The organism is Kitasatospora sp. NPDC059827 (assembly GCF_042731675.1).
In the GTDB taxonomy this organism is placed as follows: Bacteria; Actinomycetota; Actinomycetes; order Streptomycetales; family Streptomycetaceae; genus Kitasatospora.
This window is the reverse complement of record NZ_JBHWIV010000003.1, coordinates 130,949-151,519: the sequence shown is the minus strand read 5'-3', so window position 1 is coordinate 151,519 and position 20,571 is coordinate 130,949. Positions and strand designations below refer to the sequence as shown.

Below are 20,571 nucleotides of genomic sequence, written 5' to 3'. Positions count from 1 at the left end.
GCTCCCCACCTCGGCGCGCCGTCGTCCGGCGTTCCCACACCCCGGGAGCAGAGCCAGACCAGCAGTGCAGACCCGCCCGGACCACCACCGGGCGACCGCCTGACCGCCAACCACCCACCTCAGCGAAGCCGGTGTCCGCTCCCGGCTCCCCCAGACGCCCTGTGACCCTCACACAGGTACGCCTTCGGAGGCAGCCATGCAGGAAATCCTCGACGCGATCCTCAGCTCCGACGCCACGTCGGCCGACTACGCGGCGATCAAGCTCCCCGAGTCCTACCGGGCGGTCACGCTCCACAAGGACGAGGAGCAGATGTTCGCGGGCCTCGACAGCCGCGACAAGGACCCCCGAAAGTCCCTCCACCTCGACGAGGTCGCCCTCCCGGAGCTCGGCCCCGGCGAGGCCCTGGTCGCGGTCATGGCCAGCTCGGTGAACTACAACACCGTGTGGAGCTCGATCTTCGAGCCGGTCTCCACCTTCGGCTTCCTGGAGCGCTACGGCCGGCTGTCGCCGCTCACCAAGCGCCACGACCTGCCGTACCACGTGCTCGGCTCCGACCTCGCGGGCGTGGTGCTGCGCACCGGCGCCGGGGTCAACGCCTGGAAGCCCGGCGACGAGGTCGTCGCCCACTGCCTCTCGGTCGAGCTGGAGTCCCCGGACGGCCACAACGACACGATGATGGACCCGGAGCAGCGCATCTGGGGCTTCGAGACCAACTTCGGCGGCCTGGCCCAGCTCGCCCTGGTGAAGACCAACCAGCTGCTGCCCAAGCCGAAGCACCTCTCCTGGGAGGAGGCCGCCTCCCCCGGCCTGGTCAACTCCACCGCCTACCGCCAGCTGGTGTCGCAGAACGGCGCCGGCATGAAGCAGGGCGACAACGTGCTGATCTGGGGCGCCAGCGGCGGCCTCGGCTCGTACGCCACCCAGTACGCGCTGGCCGGCGGCGCCACCCCGATCTGTGTGGTCTCCAGCGAGTCCAAGGCCGACATCTGCCGCGCCATGGGCGCCGAGGCGATCATCGACCGCTCGGCCGAGGGCTACAAGTTCTGGAAGGACGAGAACAACCAGGACCCGCGCGAGTGGAAGCGCCTGGGCTCCAAGATCCGCGAGTTCACCGGCGGCGAGGACGTCGACATCGTCTTCGAGCACCCGGGCCGGGAGACCTTCGGCGCCTCGGTGTACGTCACCCGCAAGGGCGGCACCATCGTCACCTGCGCCTCCACCTCCGGCTTCATGCACCAGTACGACAACCGCTACCTGTGGATGTCGCTCAAGCGGATCGTCGGCTCGCACTTCGCCAACTACCGCGAGGCCTACGAGGCCAACCGCCTGGTCGCCAAGGGCAAGATCCACCCGACCCTCTCCAAGGTGTACTCCCTGGAGGAGACCGGCCAGGCCGCCCTCGACGTGCACCACAACAAGCACCAGGGCAAGGTCGGCGTGCTCTGCCTGGCCCCCGAGGAGGGCCTGGGCGTGCGAGACGCCGAGCTGCGCGCCACCCACCTCGACGCGATCAACCGCTTCCGGAACATCTGAGGCCGATCCGATGACAGAGCCCCAGAAGCGCGACCGCCCGTGGCTGATGCGCACCTACGCCGGCCACTCCACCGCGAGCGACTCCAACGCGCTCTACCGGCGGAACCTGGCGAAGGGCCAGACCGGCCTGTCCGTCGCCTTCGACCTGCCGACCCAGACCGGCTACGACTCCGACCACATCCTCGCCCGCGGTGAGGTGGGCCGGGTCGGCGTCCCGGTCGGCCACGTCGGCGACATGCGCACCCTGTTCGACGGCATCCCGCTCGAACAGACCAACACCTCCATGACGATCAACGCCACCGCGATGTGGCTGCTGGCGCTCTACCAGGTGGTCGCCGAGGAGCAGGGCGCCGACGTCGCCAAGCTCACCGGCACCACCCAGAACGACATCGTCAAGGAGTACCTGTCGCGCGGGACGCACGTCTTCCCGCCCGGCCCGTCGGTGCGCCTGATCACCGACATGATCGCCTACACGGTCGGCAACATCCCCAAGTGGAACCCGATCAACATCTGCAGCTACCACCTCCAGGAGGCCGGGGCCACGCCCGTCCAGGAGATCGCGTACGCGATGTGCACCGCCATCTCGGTGCTCGACGCCGTCCGCGACTCCGGGCAGGTGCCCGCCGAGCGGATGGGCGACGTGGTCGCCCGGATCTCCTTCTTCGTCAACGCCGGCGTGCGCTTCGTCGAGGAGATGTGCAAGATGCGCGCCTTCGCCCAGCTCTGGGAGAAGGTCACGCTGGAGCGCTACGGGGTCACCGACCCCAAGCAGCGCCGGTTCCGCTACGGCGTCCAGGTCAACTCCCTCGGGCTGACCGAGGCCCAGCCGGAGAACAACGTCCAGCGGATCGTGCTGGAGATGCTGGCCGTCACCCTGTCCAAGGACGCCCGCGCCCGGGCCGTCCAACTCCCGGCCTGGAACGAGGCGTTGGGGCTGCCGCGGCCGTGGGACCAGCAGTGGTCGCTGCGGATCCAGCAGGTGCTGGCCTACGAGTCGGACCTGCTGGAGTACGGGGACCTCTTCAACGGCTCCGAGGTGATCGAGACCAAGACCGCGGCGCTGCTGGCCGGCGCCGAGGCGGAGATCGCCAAGGTGCTGGAGATGGGCGTCAAGGCCGGCAACCGGGGCATCATTCCGGCCGTCGAGTCCGGCTACCTCAAGTCCAACCTGGTCGCCTCGCACGCCGCCCGCCGGGCCCGGATCGAGTCCGGCGAGGACAAGATCATCGGGGTCAACTGCTTCGACACCACCGAGCCCAGCCCGCTCACCGCCGACCTCGACACCGCGATCATGGTCGTCGACCCGGCCTCCGAGCAGTCCGTGCTCGCCTCCCTGGAGGCCTGGCGCGGCGCCCGCGACGAGGCCGCCGCCCAGGAGGCGCTGGCCGAGCTCAAGGCCGTCGCCGCCACCGAGGCCAACCTGATGCCGGCCACCCTCGCCTGCGCCCGCGCCGGAGTCACCACCGGCGAGTGGTCCTTCGCCCTGCGCGAGGTGTTCGGCGAGTACCGCGCCCCCACCGGCGTGGGCGGCGCGCCCGTCGCGGTCGCCGCCGAGCCGGGCGGGGAGCTGGAGCAGGTCCGCGCCGCCGTCGCCGCCACCGCCGAGGAGCTGGGCGCCGGCAAGCTGCGCCTGCTGGTCGGCAAGCCCGGCCTGGACGGCCACTCCAACGGCGCCGAGCAGATCGCCGTCCGGGCCCGCGACGCCGGGTTCGAGGTGGTCTACCAGGGCATCCGGCTCACCCCGGAGCAGATCGTCTCCGCCGCCGTGGCGGAGGACGTGCACTGCGTGGGCCTGTCCATCCTCTCCGGCGCGCACACCGAGCTGGTGCCCGACGTCCTGAAGCGGCTGCGCCGCGCCGGGGTGGAGGATGTCCCGGTGATCGTGGGTGGCATCATCCCGGCAGCGGACGGCGAGGCCCTCAAGGCCGCCGGCGTCGCCGCCGTGTTCACCCCGAAGGACTTCGGCATCACCACCATCATCGGCCGGATCGTGGACGAGATCCGGCTGGCCAACCGGCTCCAGCCGTGGACGTCCGCACCGACCGCGGCCACGAACTGACCAGCTGACCAGCTGACCACTGGGAAGGAACGAACCACCCTCATGACTGCTTCGAACCGCCTTCGCCCGCGCCGCTCCTGCCTCGCCGTACCGGGCAGCAACCCGCGCTTCCTGGAGAAGGCCCAGGGCCTCCCGGCCGACCAGGTCTTCCTCGACCTGGAGGACGCCTGCGCCCCGCTGGTGAAGGAGAGCGCCCGCCACCACATCGTCGACGCGCTGAACAACGGCGACTGGGGCGGCAAGACCCGCGTCGTCCGCGTCAACGACTGGACCACCCACTGGACCTACCGCGACGTGATCACCGTCGTCGAGGGCGCCGGCCCCAACCTCGACTGCATCATGCTGCCCAAGGTCCAGGACGCCGAGCAGGTCAAGGCGCTCGACCTGCTGCTCACCCAGATCGAGAAGACCATGGGCTTCGAGGTCGGCAGGATCGGCATCGAGGCGCAGATCGAGAACGCCAAGGGCCTGATCAACGTCGACGCCATCGCCGAGGCCTCGCCCCGGCTGGAGACCATCATCTTCGGCCCCGCCGACTTCATGGCCTCCATCAACATGAAGTCCCTGGTGGTCGGCGAGCAGCCGCCCGGCTACAACGCCGACGCCTACCACTACATCCTGATGCGCATCCTGATGGCCGCCCGCGCCAACGACCTCCAGGCGATCGACGGCCCGTACCTCCAGATCCGCAACGCCGACGGCTACCGCGAGGTCGCCGGCCGCTCCGCCGCCCTCGGCTTCGACGGCAAGTGGGTGCTGCACCCGGACCAGGTCGCCATCGCCAACGAGGTCTACTCCCCCTCCCAGGAGGACTACGACCACGCCGAGCTGATCCTCGACGCGTACGACTACTGCACCTCCGAGGCCGGCGGCGCCAAGGGCTCCGCGATGCTCGGCGACGAGATGATCGACGAGGCCAGCCGCAAGATGGCCCTGGTCGTCTCCGGCAAGGGCCGGGCCGCCGGCATGCAGCGCACCACCAAGTTCGAACAGCCCGGATCTGACAAGAAGGCGGAGGCCTGAGGCCATGCAGTTCGGACGCACCTACGAGGAGTTCGAGGTCGGCGCGGTCTACAAGCACTGGCCCGGCAAGACGGTCACCGAGTACGACGACCACCTGTTCTGCCTGCTCACCATGAACCACCACCCGCTCCACCTGGACACCAACTACGCCGAGAAGACGACCGACTTCGGCAAGAACGTCGTGGTGGGCAACTACATCTACTCGCTGCTGCTCGGTATGTCCGTCCCGGACGTCTCCGGCAAGGCGATCGCCAACCTGGAGATCGAGTCGCTGCGCCACATCGCGCCGACCTTCCACGGCGACACCCTCTACGGCGAGACGACCGTCCTGGACAAGTGGCCGTCCAAGTCGAAGAACGACCGCGGCATCGTCCACGTCGAGACCAAGGGCTACAAGCAGGACGGCACCGTCGTCTGCGTCTTCCGCCGCAAGGTGATGGTGCCGACCGAGACGTACATCAAGGAGCGCGGCGGCGAGCAGCCGGGGCGCCCCGAGCCGCTCTCCTGAACCACCCCCCTCCCAGAGACCCCGGACGGGTAGGCCGCCGTCATCGGCCGACCCCCACCCGGTCGGGGGCCCTGCTGCCGCAGCCACGCCGGCAGGGCCCCCGGAAATCCCCCCCCCGCCCGTTTTCAGACATTCCGGAGCCGCACGATGGGACGCCTCGCACAGACCGACGGCCTCACCGAGATCCAGCGGGACATCCTCGCCACCGTGCGGGATTTCGTCGACAAGGAGATCATTCCGGTCGCGACCGAGCTGGAGCACAAGGACGAGTACCCGACCGCGATCGTCGAGGGCATGAAGCAGCTCGGGCTGTTCGGCCTCACGATCCCCGAGGAGTACGGCGGCCTCGGCGAGTCCCTGCTCACCTACGCCCTGGTGGTCGAGGAGATCGCCCGCGGCTGGATGTCGGTCTCCGGCATCGTCAACACCCACTTCATCGTGGCGCACATGATCAACGCCCACGGCACCCAGGAGCAGAAGGACCACTTCCTGCCGAAGATGGCGGCCGGCGAAATCCGCGGCGCCTTCTCGATGTCCGAGCCCGGACTCGGCTCCGACGTTTCCGCCATCTCCACCAAGGGCGTCAAGGACGGCGAGTTCTACGTCCTCAACGGCCAGAAGATGTGGCTCACCAACGGCGGCACCTCCACCCTGGTCGCGGTCCTGTGCAAGACCGACGAGGGCGGCAGCTCCCCGTACAAGAACATGACCACCTTCCTGATCGAGAAGACGGCCGGTTTCGGCCCGAACCCGACCGTCCCCGGCCTCACCGTGCCCGGGAAGATCGAGAAGATGGGCTACAAGGGCGTCGACACCACCGAGCTGGTGCTCCAGGACGTGCGGATTCCGGCCAACCGCATCCTCGGCGGCGTCCCGGGCCGCGGCTTCTACCAGATGATGGACGGCGTCGAGGTCGGCCGCGTCAACGTCGCCGCCCGCGGCTGCGGCGTCGCCCGCCGCGCCTTCGAGCTCGGCATCTCCTACGCCCAGCAGCGCTCCACCTTCGGCAAGAAGATCGCCGAGCACCAGGCGATCCAGTTCAAGCTCGCCGAGATGGCCACCAAGGTCGAGGCCGCCCACCAGATGATGGTCATGGCCGCCCGCAAGAAGGACAGCGGCGAGCGCAACGACCTGGAGGCGGGCATGGCCAAGTACCTGGCCTCCGAGTACTGCAAGGAGGTCGTCGAGGACGCCTTCCGGATCCACGGCGGCTACGGCTTCTCGAAGGAGTACGAGATCGAGCGCCTCTACCGCGAGGCCCCGATGCTGCTCATCGGTGAAGGAACTGCGGAGATCCAGAAGATGATCGTCGGGCGCCGGCTCCTGGAGGAGTACAAGATCGCCGAGTGACGGCCCGGCCCCCGCCCGAACGCGGGGACCGCCGAGTGATTGCGAGGCCGCCCGCATTGACGGGCGGCCCGCTCCGAAACCGCCGGTCGACGGGCGTGCGGGCCCGTCCCGGCAGAGTGCCGTGCCCGTCACGGCCCGGCCTGGTCCGCCTGGGTCCGGCACGGCCTCCGGAAAGCGGCCGCAGGGCGTACAGCTGCAGCGACGCGCCCTGCGGCCGCTTCCGTACACCTTCTTCCACCCGGTACGGCCCGTGTCCCCCACCGGGTTCCGCCCGCACCCCTGCTGAGACAAGAGTCACCAGCCGTGTCCGGTCCCTTGGGAACCGGACCGGGGCGAGCTACGGTCGTAGAGGCAGGACGCGCGCACGCGCTCCCACCGGACACATGAACGAGCAGGCGGGTTGCCCACCCACCGTGTGCTCCCGATAGCATCCACCGGGACAGCAAGCCGTCCCTTCTATTACCGATCCCGCGGTGGCCCCCGTCCAGCGGCCATGATCCCCCGCGACAAAGGTTTTCGATGCCCATCAGCCCGTCCCCTCACACCTCCGTCACGGACCGCGATGCCCTCGCAGCCCCGGCGGCCGGTCGGCGACCCCGCGTGACCATCGCGCGCGGAGCCACCCCCTGGTTCGTCCCCACCCTCGCCACGGCCGCCGTGACCACCGCCCTCACCCGGCGCAACGGCAAGTGGGCCCTGGCGGCGGTACCGGCCTGTGCGCTCGGCGCGGGCATGCTGTGGTTCTTCCGCGACCCCGAGCGTGAGATCGGCACCGGCAGAGTCATCTCCCCCGCCGACGGCGTGGTCCAGAGCATCGACGCCTGGCCGGACGGCCGCACCCGGGTCGCGATCTTCATGAGCCCGCTCAACGTCCACGTCAACCGCGCGCCCCTGCCGGGCACGGTGACGTCGGTCGAGCACGTCGCGGGCGGCTTCGTGCCGGCCTTCAACAAGGACAGCGACCAGAACGAGCGGGTCGTCTGGCACTTCGACACCGAGCTCGGCGACATCGAGATGGTGCAGATCGCGGGGGCCGTGGCCCGCCGGATCGTGCCGTACGTGGCCGCCGGAACCAAGGTCGAGCAGGGCGACCGGATCGGCCTGATCCGGTTCGGCTCCCGGGTCGACACCTACCTGCCGGCCGGCGTCGAGGTCGGCGTCGAGGTCGGCCAGAAGACCACAGCCGGGGTGACGCGCCTTGACCGTGACTGATCCTGAAACAATCGTCGGCCTGGACGACGAGGAGACGGCCCTGCGCCGTCGCCGCTGGGCGCGCGACCGTGAGCTGCGCGCCCCGCGCTCCCCGCAGCACCTGTCCACCGCCGACTTCCTGACCCTGGGGAACGCCGTCTGCGGCTTCCTGGCGATCTACTCGATCACCACCGGGGTCCTGGTCCCGCACATCACCAACCCGGACGCCGCTCCGGACCGGCACAGCGCCGCCACCGCGGTGACGCTGCTGCTGATCGGCTCGATGTGCGACCTCTTCGACGGCCTGGTGGCGCGGAAGCTCCGCTCCTCCGCCCTCGGAGCGGAACTCGACAACCTGGCCGACCTGATCAGCTTCGGCATCGCGCCGGCCTACTTCGTCGCGGTCTGGGGCATGGTCTCCCAGGGCTCCAACACCAAGCTCTCGGCGCTGATCGCGCTGACCGTGCTGCTCGCGGTGGTCCTGCGGCTGGCCCGCTTCTCGACCGTCAAGATGCGGCCCGGGGTGTTCCAGGGCATGCCCTGCCCGATGGGCGCGATGACGGTCATCGCCATCGTGCTGCTCGACCCGCCGTTCCTGCCCGGTCTGCTCGCCATCTTCGGCGCCGCGTACCTCATGGTCAGCCGGATCGAGTACCCGAAGCCCCAGGGGCTGCTGGCCACCGCCACGCTCTGCTGGGTCGTCGTGGCGATCGGCTGCCTGGCCGCCTGGGCGACCGGGCTGCCCGGTGGCGACACCCTGATGCACGTCGGGGCCTTCGCCCAGATCACGCTCGCCGCGATGGCGCCGCTGCTCGTCATCCGGCGCAAGGTCGGGCAGAAGGTCGGCGACGTCCGCGCCCGGCGGGCGGAGTCGCGGCTCGGCTGAGCCGCTGTACGACGTACGGAGAAGGGCCCGGAACCTGATGGTTCCGGGCCCTTCCGTCGTGCTCGTGCCGGTGTGCCGGCCAGGCGCCGCCGGTGTGTGCCGGCTAGGCCCTGTCCGGCCGATCTTGGCGGATCAGCCCGCGGCGTTGGGCGCCCGGCTGGGCGTGCCGGCGGATCGTCCTCGTACTGGGCGTACTTGGGCGATTCGCCGGTGCGTCCAGGCGGGATGCCCGGCGTCGCGGGCCCGGCAAGATCGGCCGGACAGGGCCTAGGCCCCGCCGGTGTGGACGCTGAACGCCGAGCGGCGGGCCGCCCGGGCCACGCCCGGGTCCGGGTGGACGCCGGAGACCGCCGTCAGCACCGAGGCCGCCCGCGGGTGCCCGGACTGCCGGGCCCGGGCGAACAGCCGCACCGGGTCACCCGCCGAGGCGCCCTCGACGTGCCCCACCAGCAGCTCCGTCTCGCCGTGGTCCAGCACCGCCGCCGCCGTGTCCACCCACAGCCAGGCCGCGTCCTCGGCGCCCAGCACATCCGCCGGGGCGACCCCCTCGTCCGAACGCTCGGCCAGCCAGAGCAGCGCGTACGGGCGCAGCACCGGCTCGTCCACCGCCGCCCGCACCGCCTGCTCGGCCGGACCGCCCGCCACCCGCAGCGCCTCGAAGGCCAGACCGCGCACCAGCGCGTCGTCACCCTGGGCCGCGTCCAGCAGCTCGGCCACCGCGCGGTCCGCCGGGCGGGCCGCCACCCAGGCGCGGAACTCCGCCCGGGCCGGGCCCGGCGAGTAGTCCGCGCAGGCGTTCAGCAGCTCGAAGGCGCTCTGCTCGATGTGCCCGGCCGCGGTCTGGGCGACGGTGCAGATCTCCTCCAGCTTCGCCCGCACCGCCCAGTGGCCCAGCGGGGACAGCTCGGCGGCGTCGTCGCGGCGCACCACGGCGCCGACCGCCGTCAGGCCGTCCAGCATCCAGTCCAGCACCGCGGCCACGTCGGAGACGGCGGCCGGGGTGTCGATCTGCGGCGCCCGGCAGGTGCCGCGGACGGCGGACACCGCCGAGGCGGCGTGCGGCACCGGCGACAGGCCCGGGTTGCCCAGCCCGGCGCCGACCCGGCGCTCGTCCAGGCCACGGCGCAGCAGCTCCAGCAGCTCGCTCTCGGCCACCGGGCCGTCCACCAGGTGCAGGAAGGACAGCAACTGCGGGGCCTGGTCCACGGCCTGGCCGGCCAGGACCGCGAACACCCCGCGCAGCGCGGCGGGCGGCACCGGGGCGAGCAGCGTCCAGGCGTCGAACAGCCCGGACCAGCCGCGCACCACGGCCTCGTCGTCGTGCTCCCAGGCGTGCAGGCGCCAACCGGGGCCCGCTCCGCCGTCCCGGGCCTCCACCAGGCCCACCAGCAGGGCCTGACCCCAGGCCTTGACCGCCGCGCCGACCGTCATGGCCAGCGCCCGGCCGGCGTCGCGGGCGTCGTCCGGGAGCAGCTCGCCGCGCTTGTCGACCTCCGCCAGCTCCCCGGCCCAGCGGGCGATCCGGACGGCGTCCACCAGCATCCGACGGGCCAGCGGCGCCAGCTCGGCCGGCGCGGGGAAGCCCTCCGGCACCGGAACCCGGCCCCGGCCGGGGGCCGGCGCGGGCCCACGGCGCCGGGGTACGGCGGCCCCGCCCGGCCTGCCGCCGGAAGGCCGTTGGGCCGTACCTGGGAGACGGGTCACCGTCGCACCGGTACCGATCGTCGGCGGGAGCGGGGCATCACGGTCGCGCGGGTTCCGAGACGTCACGTCGAGCAGTCTTCCCCTTGTACCGGCCTTCTGTCACATCCGGTTGCCCGTACGACCGCTCGACCGGGGGCGGCACCTCCGCAAGATCGGGCAACAGAGGCAAACCGCCTGGCCGGAAACGTGTGGCGGGGTCATGCCAGGGGGCGGCGGGGCGTCACGCTGCGTGTGGGGACGGGGTCTGTGGGTGGTTTCGCGGGGGTGGGAGGGGTGGGGAGCGGTGGAAACGGAGGGCCGCGATCCGGCCAGGTGGCATGTGCCTGCGGGGGGACGCGGCGACACCGGAAGTCGGCGGGGTCGACTTCCGGTGCAGGGGGGTGAGGGGGGAAGGGAGCTGCTGATGGGCTTGGGGTGGGTTTTCGGGAGCAAGGTTTGCCCCTGAGGGCGGGTCAGGGTGGTGGGGCCGGAGGGGGGTGGGCCGGAGGGGAGGGGCCGGAGGGGAGGGGTCAGAGGAGAGGGGTCAGCCAGCGGCGGAGGAGTTCGGTGTAGTGGTCCGGCGCCGAGTTCCAGAGGGCCGCGTGCTCGGCACCCGGGAAGCGCTGGAGGTTCACCACGTCGTGGCGGGCCGCGGCCAGGCGCTCCACCGTGCCGATCGGCGCGAGCGTGTCGTCCGGACTGTGCAGCACCAGGGTCGGGACCCGCAGGTCCGCGCCCTCCGCCAGGCGGGAGGAGTCCGCCAGGTCGACGCCGGTACGGCCCTCCGCCGCCAGCGCGCCGAGCTCGGCGGAGACCCCGGTGAAACCCGCCCGGGCCGCGTCCCGACGGGCGGCCGCGGGCAGGTCCAGGACCGGCGAGTCCAGCACGATCCCCCTGATCGCGTGCGCCCAGGCCGAACGCGCCGCCGTCTGCAGCACCGTCGTCGCACCCACCGACCAGCCGTACAGGATCACCCGGCCCGCGCCGTGGTCCAGGGCCAGCCGCATCGCCGACTCGACGTCCCGCCACTCCGTCTCGCCGAAGTGGCTGTAGCCGTCCGGGGACGCCGGGGCGCCCTCGTCGCCGCGGTAGGTGACCACCAGCGCCGGCAGACCCAGACGGTGCAGGGCCGGCAGCACCGGGAGGGTCTGCTGGCGGTCCGCCTCCGGGCCGTGCACCAGGATCACCCAGGTGCCGCGCTTGCCGCCGAGCAGCCAGACCGGCAGCGGGCCGAGCTCGCCGTCGGCCACGGTCTCGGTGAAGGCCAGGCCGAGCGCCGAGGTCGGATCGCCCAGGTGCACGCGCGGAGTGAAGCGGACCTCGGTGCCGGGCGTCAGGGTGCCCCGGTCCGCCCGGACCAGCCGGCGGGTGACGCCCTGCGCGTCACTGTGCAGGACCTCCTCCACCACCGCGTGCCCGCCGTCCGCCCACTCCACCGCCCAGCGACCGGGCCGCAGGCTCTCCAGACGCCGACTGAACGTCACCCGCCCCGCCGCGAGGCTCTGCACCAGCACCGGCCCCGAATCCGGGCCGCCGGCGGCCGGGCCCGCACCAGGGCGGACCAAGCGCTCGGAGGCCCGACGGCCGACGACCAGGACGGCGGCCCCGGCGGCGGCGGCCGCCACGACGGCTGCGGTTCCCCAACGCATATCGATCCCCGCTCTGTTCACGGACCCGGACGGTGTTCGAGGACCAGTCCACAAGGGGGCAGGCGGGGCGGCCACTGGGCGGGGCCGTCTGGGGGTCCCGCTGCGCGGGGCTTTGGTTGGGGGTGGGCTCTCGGGAGGGTGGGTTGGTCCGGGGGCGGTTCCGGGGGTGGGCGCTCCGGGGGCTGGGTGATTTTCCGACCGCCGACCCTGATCGCACGGGGTGCTCGCCGTGGGCGGTCTGAAAATCACCCGTTACGCCCCTCTCCGCACCCACCCCCTCCACCGCCCCCTCCCGCAGCGCGTCCCTCTCGCCTTGGACGGGTGAGGGGGTGGGGAGGGGGTGCGGTGGGTGGGGTGGTGCGGGTTCTTGGTGCGGGCGCGCGGGCTTTGCCCTGCGCGCCCGTGGGTGGGGCGCCGCTCTGTGGGCTCCGCTTGGGGGTGGTCAGACGGGGATGGTGGGGTGGTGGGTGCTGAGGAGGTGCCAGAAGCGGGGGGTGAGGGGTGGGGTGGGGGTGGTGGGTTGGGTGGTGGTGCCCCAGTGGGAGGGGATGTGGTGTTCCTGGTGGAGGACGGGGAGGACGGCGGCGAGGTCGGGTTCGGGGACGGGGACGAGGCGGGCGATCGGGCGGAGGTGGGGTTGCCAGCGGCCGGCCACGCATTGGCGGAGCAGGGCGTCGAGGGCCTCGCGGCGGCCGGTGGCCTCGACGAGTTCGGTGAGGCGCAGGCCGAGGACCTGGGCGAGGGCGTGGGTCTGGTCCGGGTCGCCGTCCCAGTCGCCGGTCAGTTCGGCCTGGCGGTAGGTGGGCAGGGGGATGCCGACCCGTTCGGCGACGGTTTCCGGGGGGAGTTCCCGGGCGAGGCGGTGGTCGCGCAGGCTCGCCGGGCGGCCGGGCATCAGGGCGGCGGCCGGGCACCAGAGGGCGCGGGCCAGGGCGATGAATTCGGTCTCGCCGGGGCGCAGCACGCCGTCCTCCCAGGCGAGGACGTGGCCGGGCAGCAGTCGGACGCCGTGTGCGGCCATGCCCTCGGCGACCTGCTCGGGGGTCAGCCCGAGGCCGGTTCGATGGGCCCGGGCGGCCTCCGGCGAGAACGGCACCGGGGCGGGGGCGGCGACGGGGGGCTTTCTGCGGCGCATGGCCGAACCGTAGGCGTGGCCTGCGGCGCGGCCCCAGCCGCCGAACGCACGAAGCGGGGGCTCCGGGCTCTTGGTGGCGCTGGGCGATCGCACAGGGCGGGGGCGGCTGCGTCGTGTGACCAACCCCTCCGTGACCTCGGTTGACTCCCGGTTCGGGCGCGTGATGGGATCCTGGGGCCAAACGGAGGCATGGAGAGGAAGCCGGTGCGAGTCCGGCGCGGTCCCGCCACTGTCACCGGGGAGCACGCTCGGAAAGTGCCACGGCGGACCGTCAGGGGCCGTTGGAAGGCCCGGGGGTGCGTCGGACCCGGAAGCCAGGAGACTCTCGCCCCCGGTACGTCGATCCAGGGCGCGGACCCTGAGTGAGGACACCCACGCGATGCAGGCTGCCCCGCCCGGTTGGATCCCCGGCTTTTCGATGTTGTGCGCCCGCTGACCCGGGCCGCGGCCTTCGCACTGGGCGCCGTCGCGGGCTACGCCGCCGACGCCAGGTACGCCGACCCGCGCCGCGGCCACCCCGTCGCCCTGTTCGGTACGGCTGCGGGGCGGCTGGAGCGGCGGCTGTGGCGCGACGACCGGGCGGCCGGTGCCGGGTACACCGCGGTGTGCGTGGGCGCGGTCGCGGCCGGCGCGCTCGCCCTGGACCGTACGGTCGGGCGCCGTCCGGTGGGCCGGGCCGCGTTGGCGGCGGCGGCGACCTGGACGGTGCTCGGCGGCACCTCGCTGACCCGGGAGGCCCGCACCATCGGACGCTCGCTGGCCGCGGGCGACCTGACGGCGGCCCGGGAGCGGCTGCCGCACCTGTGCGGGCGGGATCCGAGCGCGCTGGACGGGCAGCAGATCGCCCGGGCCGTGGTCGAGTCGGTGGCGGAGAACACGGCGGATGCCGTGGTGAACGCACTGGCCTGGGGCGCCCTGGCGGGCACGCCGGGGCTGCTGGCGTTCCGCGCGGTGAACACCCTGGACGCCATGGTGGGCCACCGTTCGCCCCGCTACGCCCGGTTCGGCTGGGCCTCGGCCCGGCTGGACGACGTGGCGGGCTGGCCGGGTGCCCGGCTGACGGCCCTGCTGACGGTGGCCGCCGCGCCCGAGCCCCGGACCGCCTGGCGGGTCTGGCGCCGGGACGGCTCCGCGCACCCGAGCCCGAACGCGGGCCAGGCCGAGTCGGCTTTCGCGGGGGCGGTCGGGGTCCGGCTGGGCGGGACCTTGCAGTACGGGGAGCGGGTGGAGCACCGGCCCGTCCTGGGTGCGGAGTTGCGGCCGGTGACGGTGGACGACATCGAGCGGGCCTGCGCGCTGTCCCGGCGGGTGGGCGCGCTGGCGCTGGGTACGACGGTCGCGGGGCACGTCCTGCTGCGGATGCTGATGAGGAAGAAGGGTGGGGCATGACCAACGCACTGCTGGTCGCGGGGACGACCTCGGACGCGGGCAAGAGCGTGGTGACGGCCGGGATCTGCCGTTGGCTGGCCCGCCAGGGCGTGCGGGTGGCGCCGTTCAAGGCGCAGAACATGTCGCTGAACTCCTTCGTCACCGCCGACGGGGCCGAGATCGGCCGCGCCCAGGCGATGCAGGCGCAGGCCGCCCGGGTGGAGCCGGAGGCGGCGATGAACCCGGTGCTGCTCAAGCCGGGCGCGGACGGCCGCAGCCAGGTGGTGCTGCTGGGCAGGCCGGTGGCCGAGGTGGGCGCGCTGGACTACCGGGAGCGCAAGCCCGTCCTGCTGGAGCGCGCGCTGGAGTGCCTGGCCGATCTGCGCGCCCGCTACGACGTGGTGGTGTGCGAGGGCGCCGGCTCCCCCGCCGAGATCAACCTGCGCGACCGGGACATCGCCAACATGGGCCTGGCCACGGCCGCCGCGCTGCCGGTGGTGGTGGTCGGGGACATCGACCGCGGCGGGGTGTTCGCGGCGATGTACGGGACGCTGGCGCTGCTGTCGGCGGAGGACCAGCGGCACGTGGCCGGCTGGTTCGTCAACAAGTTCCGCGGTGACGCCCGGCTGCTGGCGCCCGGGCTGGAGATGCTGCACGAGCTGACCGGCCGTCCGGTGCTGGGCACGCTGCCGATGCTGCCGGGCCTGTGGCTGGACGCCGAGGACTCGCTGGACCTGTCCACCGTGGTGGACCGGGTGGACGGGCGCGGGCCGCTGGGGGCGGACGTGCTGCGGGTCGCCGTGGTGCGCTTCCCGCGCTTGTCGAACTTCACCGACCTGGACGCGCTGGCCCAGGAGCCGGGCGTGCTGGTGCGCTGGGCGACCCGGCCGGAGGAGCTGGCCGACGCCGACCTGGTGGTACTGCCCGGCACCCGGGCGACCGTGGCGGACCTCGCCTGGCTGCGCGAGCGCGGCCTGGAGTCGGCGTTGAAGGCGCGGGCGGCGGCCGGGCTGCCGGTGCTCGGGGTGTGCGGCGGCTACCAGATGCTGGCGCACTCGATCGAGGACGAGGTCGAGTCGAAGGCCGGTGTGGTCGACGGGCTCGGGCTGCTGCCGACCCGGGTGCGCTTCGGCGTCGAGAAGGTGCTGGCGCGGCCGGTCGGCGAGGCGTACGGGCAGCGGGTGGAGGGGTACGAGATCCATCACGGGGTGGTGGCCGTCGAGGGGGGCGTTCCCTTCCTGGACGGTTGCCGGGTCGGCTCGGTCTGGGGCACCACCTGGCACGGCGCGCTGGAGAACGACGGCTTCCGCCGTGAACTCCTGCGCGAGGTCGCCGACTTGGCCGGCCGGGCGTTCGTAGCAGCGCCGGACACCTCGTTCGCCGTGGCGCGCGAGGCCCGGTTGGACCGGCTGGGCGACCTGATCGAGGAGCACGCGGACACCGACGCGTTGTGGAAGCTGATCGAGGGCGGGGTGCCGGCGGCCGGATCGCTGCCGTTCCTCCTGCCCGGAGCACCTGGGAGTGACGCATGAGTGAGGTCCGCTATCCGTTCACCGCGATCGTCGGGATGGCCGACCTGCGGCTCGGGCTGCTGCTGAACGCGGTCTCCCCGGCCGTGGGCGGCGTGCTGGTGCGCGGCGAGAAGGGCACCGCCAAGTCGACCATGGTGCGCGCGCTGGCCGGGCTGCTGCCCGCCATCGCCGTCGTGGACGGCTGCCGGTTCGCCTGCGACCCGGCCGGGCCGGACCCGCAGTGCCCGGACGGCCCGCACGCCACGTTCGGGAGTCACGAACGGCCGTCCCAGCTGGTCGAGTTGCCGGTCGGCGTGGCCGAGGACCGGATCGTCGGCTCGCTCGACCTGGAGCGCGCGCTGGCCGAGGGCGTCAAGGCGTACGAGCCCGGCCTGCTCGCCAAGGCGCACCGCGGGGTGCTGTACATCGACGAGGTGAACCTGCTCCAGGACCACGTGGTGGACCTGCTGCTGGACGCCGCCGCGATGGGCCGCTCCTACGTCGAGCGCGAGGGCGTGTCGGTGCGGCACGCGGCGCGGTTCCTGCTGGTCGGCACCATGAACCCGGAGGAGGGCGAGCTGCGGCCGCAGCTGCTCGACCGCTTCGGCCTGACCGTCGAGATCGCCGCCACCCGGGAGCCGGCCGAGCGCGCCGAGGTGGTCCGGCGCCGCCTCGCCTACGACGCCGATCCGGCCGGTTTCGCCGACCGGTTCGCGGCGGAGGAGCGGGAGCTGGCCGAACACATCACCGCGGCCCGGGAGTTGCTCCCGAAGGTCGAGCTGACGGATGTGGCGCTGCGTCAGATCACGGCGGTGTGCGCCGCGTTCGAGGTGGACGGGCTGCGCGCGGACATCGTGATGGCCCGCACCGCGGTCGCGCTGGCCGCCTGGGCCGGGCGGACGGAGGTGCTGGAGGAGGACGTCCGCAAGGCCGCCCAGCTGGCCCTGCCGCACCGGCGCCGCCGCAACCCCTTCGACGCCCCGGGGTTGGACGAGGAGCAGCTGGACCGCACGCTGGAGGAGCACGCCCGGCCGGAGGAGCCGGAGGGCGATGGGCCGGAGCCCGAGGGCGATGGGCCGGAGCCCGAGGGCGACGGCCCGGACGGCGGTGGTGACGGTGGCCCGGGTGACGGCGGCCCCGACGGCGGCCCCGACGGCGGCGGTGCGCCCGAGCCGGCCGACGGCGCGGCCCCGGAGCCCGCGGCCACGGACACCGAGCTGCCCGAGCCGCAGCCCGTACCGGCCCAACACCCCTCCCCCGCCCGGGAGTCGGCGCCGGTCGCGGCCGGGGACCCGTACCGGACGCGGCTGTTCACCGTGCAGGGCACCGGCCACGGCGCCCAGGGCCGGCGCTCCCCCGCCGAGACCACCGGCGGGCACACCGTCCGGGCCCGCCGCCCGCAGGGCGCGCTCAGCCGGCTGCACCTGACCGCGACCCTCCAGGCCGCCGCACCGCACCAGGTGGCGCGCGGGCGGGCCGGCCGGGCGCTGGTGCTGCACAAGGACGACTTCCGCGAGCAGGTGCGCCAGGGGCGGGAGTCCAACCTGGTGCTGTTCGTGGTGGACGCCTCCGGCTCGATGGCCGCCCGGCAGCGGATGACCGCCGTCAAGGGCGCGGTGCTGTCGCTGCTGATGGACGCCTACCAGCGCCGGGACAAGATCGGCATGATCACCTTCCGCGGCGCGGACGCCGAACTGGCGCTGCCGCCCACCTCCTCGGTGGAGGTCGGCGCCGCCCGGCTGGAGACCCTGCCCACCGGCGGGCGCACCCCGCTGGCGGCCGGCCTGCTGCGCGCCCACGAGGTGCTGCGGGTCGAGCGGCTGCGCGACCCGAACCGGCGCCCGCTGCTGGTCGTGGTGACCGACGGCCGGGCCACCGGCGGGCGGGACGCGCTGGCCCGCTCCCAGCGGGCGGCCACCCTGTTCGCCGCCCAGGGCACCGCGAGCGTGGTGCTGGACTGCGAGTCCGGGCCGGTCCGGCTGGGCCTGGCCCGCACCCTGGCCGGGCTGCTCGGCGGCAGCGCCGTCAGCCTGGACGAGCTGCGCGCGGAGGGCGTGGCCTCGCTCGTCCGCGCGAACCGACCCGTCTCCACCTCGATCCGAAAGGCGGCCTGAGCCGACATGCCCAAGGGTGTCCCCGAGAGCGTTCCCGACGACGGCCTGACGACCCGTCAGCGCCGTACCCAGCCGATCACCGCCGTGCACACCGGCCCCGGGAAGGGCAAGTCCACGGCCGCCTTCGGCATGGCGCTGCGGGCCTGGAACCAGGGCTGGTCGGTCGGGGTGTTCCAGTTCGTGAAGTCCGCCAAGTGGAAGGTCGGCGAGGAGAACGCGCTGCGCGTGCTCGGCGCCTCCGGCGAGGGCGGCACCGTCGACTGGCACAAGATGGGCTCCGGCTGGTCCTGGATCCAGCGCTCCGCCGAGCAGGAGATGACCAGCGAGGAGGCGGCGAAGGAGGGCTGGGAGCAGGTCAAGCGCGACCTCGCCGCCGAGACCTACCGCTTCTACGTCCTGGACGAGTTCACCTACCCGATGCACTGGGGGTGGATCGACCCGGAGGAGGTCGTCGCGGTACTCAAGGACCGTCCGGGCAGCCAGCACGTCGTCATCACCGGCCGGTACGCGCCCGAGGCGCTGACCGGAGTCGCCGACCTGGTCACCGAGATGACCAAGGTCAAGCACCCCATGGACGCCGGCCGCAAGGGCCAGCGCGGTATCGAGTGGTGACCTCTTGAACAACGTCCCCCGCATCGTGGTCGCCGCGCCCTCCTCGGGTGCCGGCAAGACCACCGTCGCCACCGGCCTGATCGCGGCGCTCGCCGCGCGCGGGCTGGCGGTGTCGCCGCACAAGGTCGGCCCCGACTACATCGACCCGGGCTACCACGCGCTCGCCGCCGGGCGCCCGGGCCGCAACCTGGACGCCTTCATGTGCGGGCCGGAGCGGATCGCGCCGCTGTTCCTGCACGGCGCGGCGGGGGCGGACGTCGCGGTGGTCGAGGGCGTCATGGGCCTGTTCGACGGGGCCTCCGGGCGCGGGGAGCTGGCCTCCACCGCACACGTCGCCAAGCTGCTGCGGGCCCCCGTGGTACTGGTGGTGGACGGCTCCTCGCAGTCCCGCTCGGTGGCCGCGCTGGTGCACGGCTTCGCCTCCTGGGACCCGCAGGTACGGCTCGCCGGGGTGATCCTCAACCGGGTCGCCTCCGACCGGCACGAGCACCTGCTGCGCGAGGCCCTGGAGGAGGGCTCCGGGGTGCCCGTGCTGGGCGCGCTGCGCCGCTCGGCGGCCGTGGCCACACCGTCCCGGCATCTCGGGCTGATCCCGGCGGTGGAGCGCTCGGCGGAGGCGCTCAAGGCGGTTGCGGACATGGGCGAGTTGGTCGCCTCGTCCGTCGACCTGGACGCGGTGCTGGAACTCGCCCGTACCGCACCGGAGTTGGACGCCGAGCCGTGGGATGCTTCGGCGGAGGTGGCGCCGGTCGGCGGGCGGCCGCGGATCGCGGTGGCCGGCGGTGCGGCGTTCTCCTTCTCGTACGCCGAGAACGCCGAACTGCTCGGCGCGGCGGGCGCCGAGGTCGTCCCCTTCGACCCGCTGCACGCCACCGCCCTGCCCGCGGGCACCGCCGGACTGGTCATCGGCGGCGGCTTCCCCGAGCTGTACGTAAGGGAGTTGAGCCGGAACGCCGAACTGCGGCGCGCCATCGCCGACTTCGCGGCGGCGGGCGGCCCGATCGCCGCCGAGTGCGCCGGACTGCTGTACTTGGGGCGTGAGTTGGACGGCCTGCCGATGTGCGGCGTGCTGGACACCGACGCCCGGATGACCGAACGGCTCACCCTCGGCTACCGGGAGGCCGTCGCCCTGCACGACTCCCCGCTCGCCCGGGCGGGCACCCGGCTGCGCGGGCACGAGTTCCACCGGACGGTCTGCGAACCGGGCGCCGGCGAACACCCCGCCTGGGGCTGGCGCCTGCCGACCGGGCCGCGGACGGAGGGGTTCGCGGGCGGCAACGTCCACGCCTCGTACCTGCACCTGCACTGGGCCGGGGCACCCGGGGTGGCGAAGTCGTTCGCGGGAGCGGCGGCGGCGTTCGATTCGGGGGCATCCTGAGGGCTCTGCTCCCTAGGATGCGCGCATGGATGTGATCGTACTCAACGGCGGTTCCAGTTCCGGGAAGTCGAGCATCGCCCGGCGCTTGCAGGAGCTGCTCCCGGAGCCGTGGCTGCACCTCGGCGCGGACACCATGGTGGAGGCGCTGCCGCCGTGGCTGCTCGGCGGCGAGGAGGGCATCGGCGGCCTGACGGACGGGGACGGCACGGTGGAGGTCGGGCCGGCCTTCGCCCGGCTGGACGCCGCCTGGACGCTCGGCGTGGCCGCGATGGCCCGGGCCGGAGCGCCGGTCCTGGTCGACGAGGTGTTCCTCGGCGGGGTCGCCTCCCAGCGGCGGTGGCGCGCGGCGCTGGACGGCCTGGAGGTGCTCTGGGTCGGCGTGCGCTGCGACCCGGCGGTGGCCGCGGCCCGGGAGGCCGCGCGCGGCGACCGGGTCGCCGGGATGGCCGCCGTGCAGGCGGAGTCGGTGCACGAGGGCGTGGCGTACGACCTGGTGGTCGACAGTTCGCAGGCCTCGGTGGAGGACTGCGCCGGGCTGATCGTCGAGCGCGTCCTGGCGGGCGGCTGACG

Annotated in this window: 16 protein-coding genes and 1 riboswitch; of the genes, 13 read left to right on the top strand and 3 right to left on the bottom strand. The window is 73.4% G+C overall.

The genetic code is table 11. The annotated features are described in order from the left end of the window. Window positions 1-196: 196 nt before the first annotated feature. The 7 genes from ccrA to ACFV8H_RS03015 all read left to right on the top strand — a co-directional run bounded on the left by ccrA (window position 197) and on the right by ACFV8H_RS03015 (window position 8,551). Window positions 197-1,534, top strand: a complete 1,338-nt coding sequence (gene ccrA, locus ACFV8H_RS03045; RefSeq protein ID WP_375893996.1) for a crotonyl-CoA carboxylase/reductase — start codon at window positions 197-199, stop codon at window positions 1,532-1,534. 10 nt (window positions 1,535-1,544) lie between these two features. Beyond that, entirely contained in the window at window positions 1,545-3,593 is a 2,049-nt protein-coding gene (locus ACFV8H_RS03040; RefSeq protein WP_380396277.1) for a protein meaA, read from the top strand. 42 nt (window positions 3,594-3,635) lie between these two features. Beyond that, window positions 3,636-4,616: an HpcH/HpaI aldolase/citrate lyase family protein gene (locus tag ACFV8H_RS03035; RefSeq protein WP_380396276.1), complete on the top strand. Its 981-nt coding sequence runs from the start codon at window positions 3,636-3,638 to the stop codon at window positions 4,614-4,616. 4 nt (window positions 4,617-4,620) lie between these two features. Then, a complete protein-coding gene (locus tag ACFV8H_RS03030; protein ID WP_380396275.1) occupies window positions 4,621-5,124 on the top strand; it encodes a MaoC family dehydratase in 504 nt (167 codons plus the stop codon). A gap of 147 nt (window positions 5,125-5,271) precedes the next feature. Then, window positions 5,272-6,474, top strand: a complete 1,203-nt coding sequence (locus ACFV8H_RS03025) for an acyl-CoA dehydrogenase family protein (RefSeq protein WP_380396274.1) — start codon at window positions 5,272-5,274, stop codon at window positions 6,472-6,474. A gap of 519 nt (window positions 6,475-6,993) precedes the next feature. Next, complete coding sequence (locus tag ACFV8H_RS03020; RefSeq protein WP_375894008.1) at window positions 6,994-7,686, top strand: phosphatidylserine decarboxylase; 693 nt, start codon at window positions 6,994-6,996, stop codon at window positions 7,684-7,686. Continuing rightward, the gene (locus ACFV8H_RS03015) at window positions 7,673-8,551 is read left to right on the top strand and encodes a CDP-alcohol phosphatidyltransferase family protein (RefSeq protein WP_375894011.1); all 879 of its coding nucleotides are present in this window, start codon (window positions 7,673-7,675) and stop codon (window positions 8,549-8,551) included. The genes ACFV8H_RS03020 and ACFV8H_RS03015 overlap by 14 nt, the downstream gene beginning before the upstream one ends. Before the next feature lie 267 nt (window positions 8,552-8,818). Here ACFV8H_RS03015 and ACFV8H_RS03010 read toward each other — a convergent pair whose 3' ends face one another. From ACFV8H_RS03010 to ACFV8H_RS03000, 3 genes are all read right to left on the bottom strand, one after another. Next, entirely contained in the window at window positions 8,819-10,144 is a 1,326-nt protein-coding gene (locus tag ACFV8H_RS03010) for a hypothetical protein (protein ID WP_375897403.1), read from the bottom strand. A gap of 620 nt (window positions 10,145-10,764) precedes the next feature. Continuing rightward, the gene (locus ACFV8H_RS03005) at window positions 10,765-11,883 is read right to left on the bottom strand and encodes an alpha/beta hydrolase family protein (RefSeq protein ID WP_380396273.1); all 1,119 of its coding nucleotides are present in this window, start codon (window positions 11,881-11,883) and stop codon (window positions 10,765-10,767) included. A 442-nt stretch (window positions 11,884-12,325) separates the two neighbouring features. Further along, window positions 12,326-13,018, bottom strand: a complete 693-nt coding sequence (locus tag ACFV8H_RS03000) for a transcriptional regulator (RefSeq protein WP_380396272.1) — start codon at window positions 13,016-13,018, stop codon at window positions 12,326-12,328. Between the two features lie 193 nt (window positions 13,019-13,211). Continuing rightward, window positions 13,212-13,343: riboswitch (cobalamin riboswitch) on the top strand. 98 nt (window positions 13,344-13,441) lie between these two features. Here ACFV8H_RS03000 and ACFV8H_RS02995 point away from each other — a divergent pair. Genes ACFV8H_RS02995 through ACFV8H_RS02970 form a run of 6 tightly spaced genes read left to right on the top strand, consistent with a single transcriptional unit; the run spans window position 13,442 to window position 20,569 of the window. Next, the gene (locus ACFV8H_RS02995) at window positions 13,442-14,407 is read left to right on the top strand and encodes a cobalamin biosynthesis protein (protein ID WP_380396271.1); all 966 of its coding nucleotides are present in this window, start codon (window positions 13,442-13,444) and stop codon (window positions 14,405-14,407) included. Further along, the gene (locus tag ACFV8H_RS02990) at window positions 14,404-15,918 is read left to right on the top strand and encodes a cobyric acid synthase (protein ID WP_380396270.1); all 1,515 of its coding nucleotides are present in this window, start codon (window positions 14,404-14,406) and stop codon (window positions 15,916-15,918) included. The genes ACFV8H_RS02995 and ACFV8H_RS02990 overlap by 4 nt, the downstream gene beginning before the upstream one ends. After that, window positions 15,915-18,011: a putative cobaltochelatase gene (locus ACFV8H_RS02985; protein ID WP_380396269.1), complete on the top strand. Its 2,097-nt coding sequence runs from the start codon at window positions 15,915-15,917 to the stop codon at window positions 18,009-18,011. Before ACFV8H_RS02990 ends, ACFV8H_RS02985 begins: the two co-directional genes overlap by 4 nt. A 6-nt stretch (window positions 18,012-18,017) precedes the next feature. Further along, on the top strand, window positions 18,018-18,623 hold the full coding sequence (gene cobO / locus ACFV8H_RS02980; RefSeq protein ID WP_380396268.1) for a cob(I)yrinic acid a,c-diamide adenosyltransferase: 606 nt from the start codon (window positions 18,018-18,020) through the stop codon (window positions 18,621-18,623). A 4-nt stretch (window positions 18,624-18,627) separates the two neighbouring features. Next, window positions 18,628-20,001 (top strand): cobyrinate a,c-diamide synthase, encoded by a 1,374-nt coding sequence (locus tag ACFV8H_RS02975; protein ID WP_380396267.1) that lies wholly within the window; start codon window positions 18,628-18,630, stop codon window positions 19,999-20,001. Window positions 20,002-20,026: 25 nt separating this feature from the next. After that, window positions 20,027-20,569 carry a chloramphenicol phosphotransferase CPT family protein gene (locus tag ACFV8H_RS02970; RefSeq protein WP_380396266.1) on the top strand — a complete coding sequence of 181 codons (543 nt, stop codon included), beginning with the start codon at window positions 20,027-20,029 and terminating at the stop codon, window positions 20,567-20,569. Window positions 20,570-20,571 lie beyond the last annotated feature (2 nt).

Excerpts from the sequence above, each read along its gene's own strand:
- ACFV8H_RS03020 (WP_375894008.1), top strand. The coding sequence starts at position 6,994 with ATGCCCATCAGCCCGTCCCCTCACACCTCCGTCACGGACCGCGATGCC.
- ACFV8H_RS02985 (WP_380396269.1), top strand. The coding sequence starts at position 15,915 with ATGAGTGAGGTCCGCTATCCGTTCACCGCGATCGTCGGGATGGCCGAC.
- ACFV8H_RS03000 (WP_380396272.1), bottom strand. The coding sequence starts at position 13,018 with ATGCGCCGCAGAAAGCCCCCCGTCGCCGCCCCCGCCCCGGTGCCGTTC.
- cobO (WP_380396268.1), top strand. The coding sequence starts at position 18,018 with ATGCCCAAGGGTGTCCCCGAGAGCGTTCCCGACGACGGCCTGACGACC.
- ACFV8H_RS02970 (WP_380396266.1), top strand. The coding sequence starts at position 20,027 with ATGGATGTGATCGTACTCAACGGCGGTTCCAGTTCCGGGAAGTCGAGC.
- ACFV8H_RS03025 (WP_380396274.1), top strand. The coding sequence starts at position 5,272 with ATGGGACGCCTCGCACAGACCGACGGCCTCACCGAGATCCAGCGGGAC.
- ACFV8H_RS03035 (WP_380396276.1), top strand. The coding sequence starts at position 3,636 with ATGACTGCTTCGAACCGCCTTCGCCCGCGCCGCTCCTGCCTCGCCGTA.
- ACFV8H_RS03040 (WP_380396277.1), top strand. The coding sequence starts at position 1,545 with ATGACAGAGCCCCAGAAGCGCGACCGCCCGTGGCTGATGCGCACCTAC.
- ccrA (WP_375893996.1), top strand. The coding sequence starts at position 197 with ATGCAGGAAATCCTCGACGCGATCCTCAGCTCCGACGCCACGTCGGCC.
- ACFV8H_RS02990 (WP_380396270.1), top strand. The coding sequence starts at position 14,404 with ATGACCAACGCACTGCTGGTCGCGGGGACGACCTCGGACGCGGGCAAG.
- ACFV8H_RS03030 (WP_380396275.1), top strand. The coding sequence starts at position 4,621 with ATGCAGTTCGGACGCACCTACGAGGAGTTCGAGGTCGGCGCGGTCTAC.
- ACFV8H_RS03005 (WP_380396273.1), bottom strand. The coding sequence starts at position 11,883 with ATGCGTTGGGGAACCGCAGCCGTCGTGGCGGCCGCCGCCGCCGGGGCC.